We start from the raw sequence: 3,904 nt of genomic DNA on the forward strand, positions 1-3,904 counted from the left end.
CGCGATAAAGATTGCAGCGCATTTAGTAAATCTGACGCTGGCATCGTTCCATTTTCTAGCAATTTTGCCAGGTTGACGGGTTCGCTTTCCCTAGCCAACAAGGACAAAACTTGTTTTTCTTTTTCGGATAAGCGATCGCACTGCTGCTGTAACGTATCTTTTAAATCTTCTGGTAACAATATAGTATCGTCTGGTAATAACTCAGTCACACCTCCTCCCAACTCTTGAATCTGAGTCGCCACGCTTTTTAACCACAACGGGTTGCCTTGGTAGCGGTGAATGAGTGCTGAGTAGTTATCGATTTCTGCTAATCCATAATCTCTCAGTATTTCCCGTCCGGCTGAGATATCTAAGCCTGTGACTTGTAAGGTACGAATGGGAATATTTTCGCTTTTAACTTGAGTCACTTCTCTGGGTTGTTCCCAACCGATTAACAGAAAGCAACTTTGATGGGATAACTTTTCTATTTGTTTGAATAAGGAGCGATAGTCTTCGTATCCTGGTTTATACTTTCCTGCCAGTTCGCCGCTGCTGAAAAGGTTATGAATGTCATCTAAGACGACTAAACAGCGATGCTTTTGCAAATACTTAATTAGAGGTAAGGGTTTTTGGTTCGTTGCAGGTGAATCTAGTTTTTCTGACTGCGAGACAAGCTGTATCAGTTTATCTTGAAATTCAGCTAGGGTGGGAGATGCGTCTAAACTGCACCAAATTACATACTCAAACTCATCTTTTATTTGTTGTATGAGTTGCGCTGCTAATGTTGTTTTGCCAATACCGCTGATGCCTGTGAGGGCAATTAGGCGGCAGCGTTGTTGTAAAATTCAGGTTGTGAGGGTGTCGAGTTCAGGAGTGCGATCGTAGAAAGCACCCAACTCTGGCATTTCGCTTAAATCTTGATGTTGTTTTAAGTTAGATATTTCCTCATTATATGGATGTGAGTTTGGTATATCTAGCGGATATCTACTTTCTCCAGAATAATTAACGCAGCCTATTTGCACAGATTCTTGTGCAAAATATTTTGAAAATATGGAGACTTGCAACCTCTCCATTGCTGATCGTAAATTCGATTTACTTACATCTTCCCCTAACTCTTCTGAAAGTATCCGCCATAATTCCGCTCCCACTTCCCTAACACGACTTTCAGAGCAATCAAAATCCTTAGCTATTTCCTTATATTTCTCTCGTTGTAAAGTTCCTCTCAGCACCGCTTCTTGTAAATCGTCAAGATGCTGACCCGTTTTGGCAAATACTATTTTATCAGCAAGCTTTAACACTTCTTCAAGATTCATCGGAGTTAGGAACTGGGAGTTTTTATGGATTATAGCTCACATTTTCCAGCTTTTTAGTGCATTTACGTATATTTTTGTACAAACCTAGATTGAAGAAAGTGAAAACAGGAGAAAAATTGTCGGCAAAATTGAACATTTTGGGTCTAGGCAAACCTTTGAATTATTGAGGATCATGGGAGAAGTATTAAATTCTAGATTTATGGATTTCACAATTGCTGTTTTAAGCTATGTAATAGTTTAAAACAGCAACGATGGTCTAATTAATAGTTAACCCTTTAGGTTATCTATCAAGGCTGTACTTCTAGGTTATTTGTAAGATAGTTGCATTGAAGGAGACAACGGTGAGGCTAAGCGATTTGGGATACGTATTGACCAGCACTGGAATTGGAATTCTGGTTTCATTTTTAGGTAGTACAGAAACAGCCAAAGCTCAACAAATCGTAAGAACGAGATTTGCTTGGGACTTTACAGCTCCAGCAGGTGCAGTCTATTTCAATATCTGCGACAATCCCAGAATCAACATTAGTGAACGAACGGGAGGATGTGCAGAAATTAATGTTTTGAATGAGGTTGTCACACGAAACCGGGACAGAACAAGAATAGTGTCAGATAGATTAAAGTCTGGTCAAGCTTACAAAGCGTGTTTAGTGACTGATAATATTGGCCAGAATTATCAAGGGCGGTGGATTCAATGTTACGACTTTGTAGCTAGAGATGGACAGTCGTTCACATTCTCGCTCAATCGTCTGAGATATGTAGGTGCGCCGTAGCTAGTAGGTTGGGTTGACACAAAGAAATCCAACCTTTTTTTACTCATAATGTTATCTATTTCCATGATGGCAATACGATGATTGGACGGGGTGCGATCGCACCCCCCCAAAAAAACAGCGATCACATTCTTACAATTACATGAATGAGTGAGGCTTGTACGGGTTGCGATCGCCTAAAATGAAAAAGCGATCGCCCATAGGATACAGCCATAAAACACCCTATGACCCTCAAAGAACAACTCCTCCAAGAAATCGAAGCTTTGCCCAGCGCAAGGCTTGCCGAAGTACTCACCTTCGTGCAATCTCTCTCCACCAAACCTTCTACCACATCTGCTAAATCCTTCCTCGCCCACCTCAAGACAATCGGCACTTGGTCAGGCAACGACCTCCAAGAATGTCTAGAAGCGGTAGAAAACTCACAGGGCGAAGCGCAATTTGACTACAGTCCCAATCCCTTCGAGTGATGCTTCTCCTCGACACCAACCACTGTAGCTATGCTATTCTGGGCAACACTCAAGTACTCGATCACCTTGCCAACCTTGGGAATGAGTTAATCACAACCTGCACCATTGTCAAGGGTGAACTGATTGACATGGCGGCGCGATCCCAACAGCGAGAGGCTAATCTTGCCCTGATTCAACGCTTCTTGGTTGGGCTATACATCTACCCAATCGACGAAACCACCGCCGAAATTTACGGCAACCTCAAAGCCGCAGTCTTTGATCGCTACGCCCCAAAAGACAAAGCCCAACGCCGTAGAACCAATATCTCTCAATTGGGCATCGGCGAAAATGACCTGTGGATTGCCGCCGTTGCACTTCAGCATCAACTCACCCTAGTGACAACAGATCAAGACTTCCAGCGCATTCAAGCAGTTCAGCCATTCGACTTGGAATCCTGGATCTGAACTTCTGGTAGAAGTTCAAATCATGCAACTCTAATATTAGCTCTATAGTGGGCGATCGCTAACTTTGTAGCTTGGGTGAACGCATGTTCCACAATATGTTTTTTCCACTCACAATCTTATTAATTTCCAACATTCCAAAAAATAGCGAAGCTGCAACGAGCCACCAAATGATGGCTAAAACTTTCTTTTCAGAAGCCTTACTTCAACTGTTCAATTAAGCGATCGCCCACTCGCAATGCATTGGCAATGACCGTTAAACCGGGACTCACACTGGCATGAGATGGGAAAAAACTGCTGTCTACGACATAGAGATTATGCACTTCGTGGGTACGACAGTCCAGATTCAACACCGAAGTCGCTGGGTCTTCTCCAAACCGACAGGTGCCGCACTGATGAGCAACAACCTGTACAGGCATATCACTGCGAGGATGGGTTGTGCGGTTAAATACATTAGGCTGAGACTGCTCGACGCTTTTCAATACATCAACCCAACGATATACCAGGCGATCGTGCGCTTCTACATTATTCGGGGTGTAATCAATTCGCAGTTTGTCTCCCACATAGCGAACGCGATTGTCGGGATGGGGCAAGTCTTCCGTTTTCAGCCACCAACCGATTGAATGGGTTGCCAACTGTCGCAAGCCAAAATTGGGCATGAGCCTGGACAATGCCGAAAAAATCGGTGGTGCTTCTGCAAAAATGACATCTTGAAAAATACCACCAGAGTTTTGTACATGACCCATCGGATACGGAAAATCCTTGTCTCCCCAATAAAAATCATTTAGCCCCAGTGTGCGGGAAAATGACCCAGAATTAGCGGTAGAGGTTAACTGCACCACAACCGACAGCAGTTGTTTCATCAAATTTCGCCCCACCTGATTAGAGCCGTTCGCAAGTCCGTTGGGGTGTTTTTCGTTGGCCGATCGCAGCAGCAA

At 43.5% G+C, this 3,904-nt stretch carries 4 protein-coding genes and 1 pseudogene; 3 read left to right on the top strand and 2 right to left on the bottom strand.

The genetic code is table 11. The annotated features are described in order from the left end of the window. A pseudogene (locus tag V6C93_RS38605) lies at nt 1-1,292 on the bottom strand (NB-ARC domain-containing protein); the annotation flags it as partial. Between the two features lie 341 nt (nt 1,293-1,633). Between V6C93_RS38605 and V6C93_RS33065 the strand changes: the two are divergent. The 3 genes from V6C93_RS33065 (at nt 1,634) to V6C93_RS33075 (ending at nt 2,969) form a co-directional block, all read left to right on the top strand. Then, nucleotides 1,634-2,062: a hypothetical protein gene (locus V6C93_RS33065; protein ID WP_333480931.1), complete on the top strand. Its 429-nt coding sequence runs from the start codon at nt 1,634-1,636 to the stop codon at nt 2,060-2,062. 221 nt (nt 2,063-2,283) lie between these two features. Beyond that, entirely contained in the window at nt 2,284-2,526 is a 243-nt protein-coding gene (locus V6C93_RS33070) for a hypothetical protein (RefSeq protein ID WP_333480932.1), read from the top strand. Next, a complete protein-coding gene (locus tag V6C93_RS33075) occupies nt 2,526-2,969 on the top strand; it encodes a type II toxin-antitoxin system VapC family toxin (protein ID WP_333480933.1) in 444 nt (147 codons plus the stop codon). The genes V6C93_RS33070 and V6C93_RS33075 overlap by 1 nt, the downstream gene beginning before the upstream one ends. 197 nt (nt 2,970-3,166) lie before the next feature. Here V6C93_RS33075 and V6C93_RS33080 read toward each other — a convergent pair. Then, nucleotides 3,167-3,904 (bottom strand): GMC oxidoreductase (locus V6C93_RS33080; protein ID WP_333480934.1); only part of this gene is annotated, 738 nt, incomplete at its 5' end.

Origin of the sequence: Allocoleopsis sp. (assembly GCF_036703385.1) — a bacterium.
Taxonomy (GTDB): domain Bacteria; phylum Cyanobacteriota; class Cyanobacteriia; order Cyanobacteriales; family Coleofasciculaceae; genus Allocoleopsis.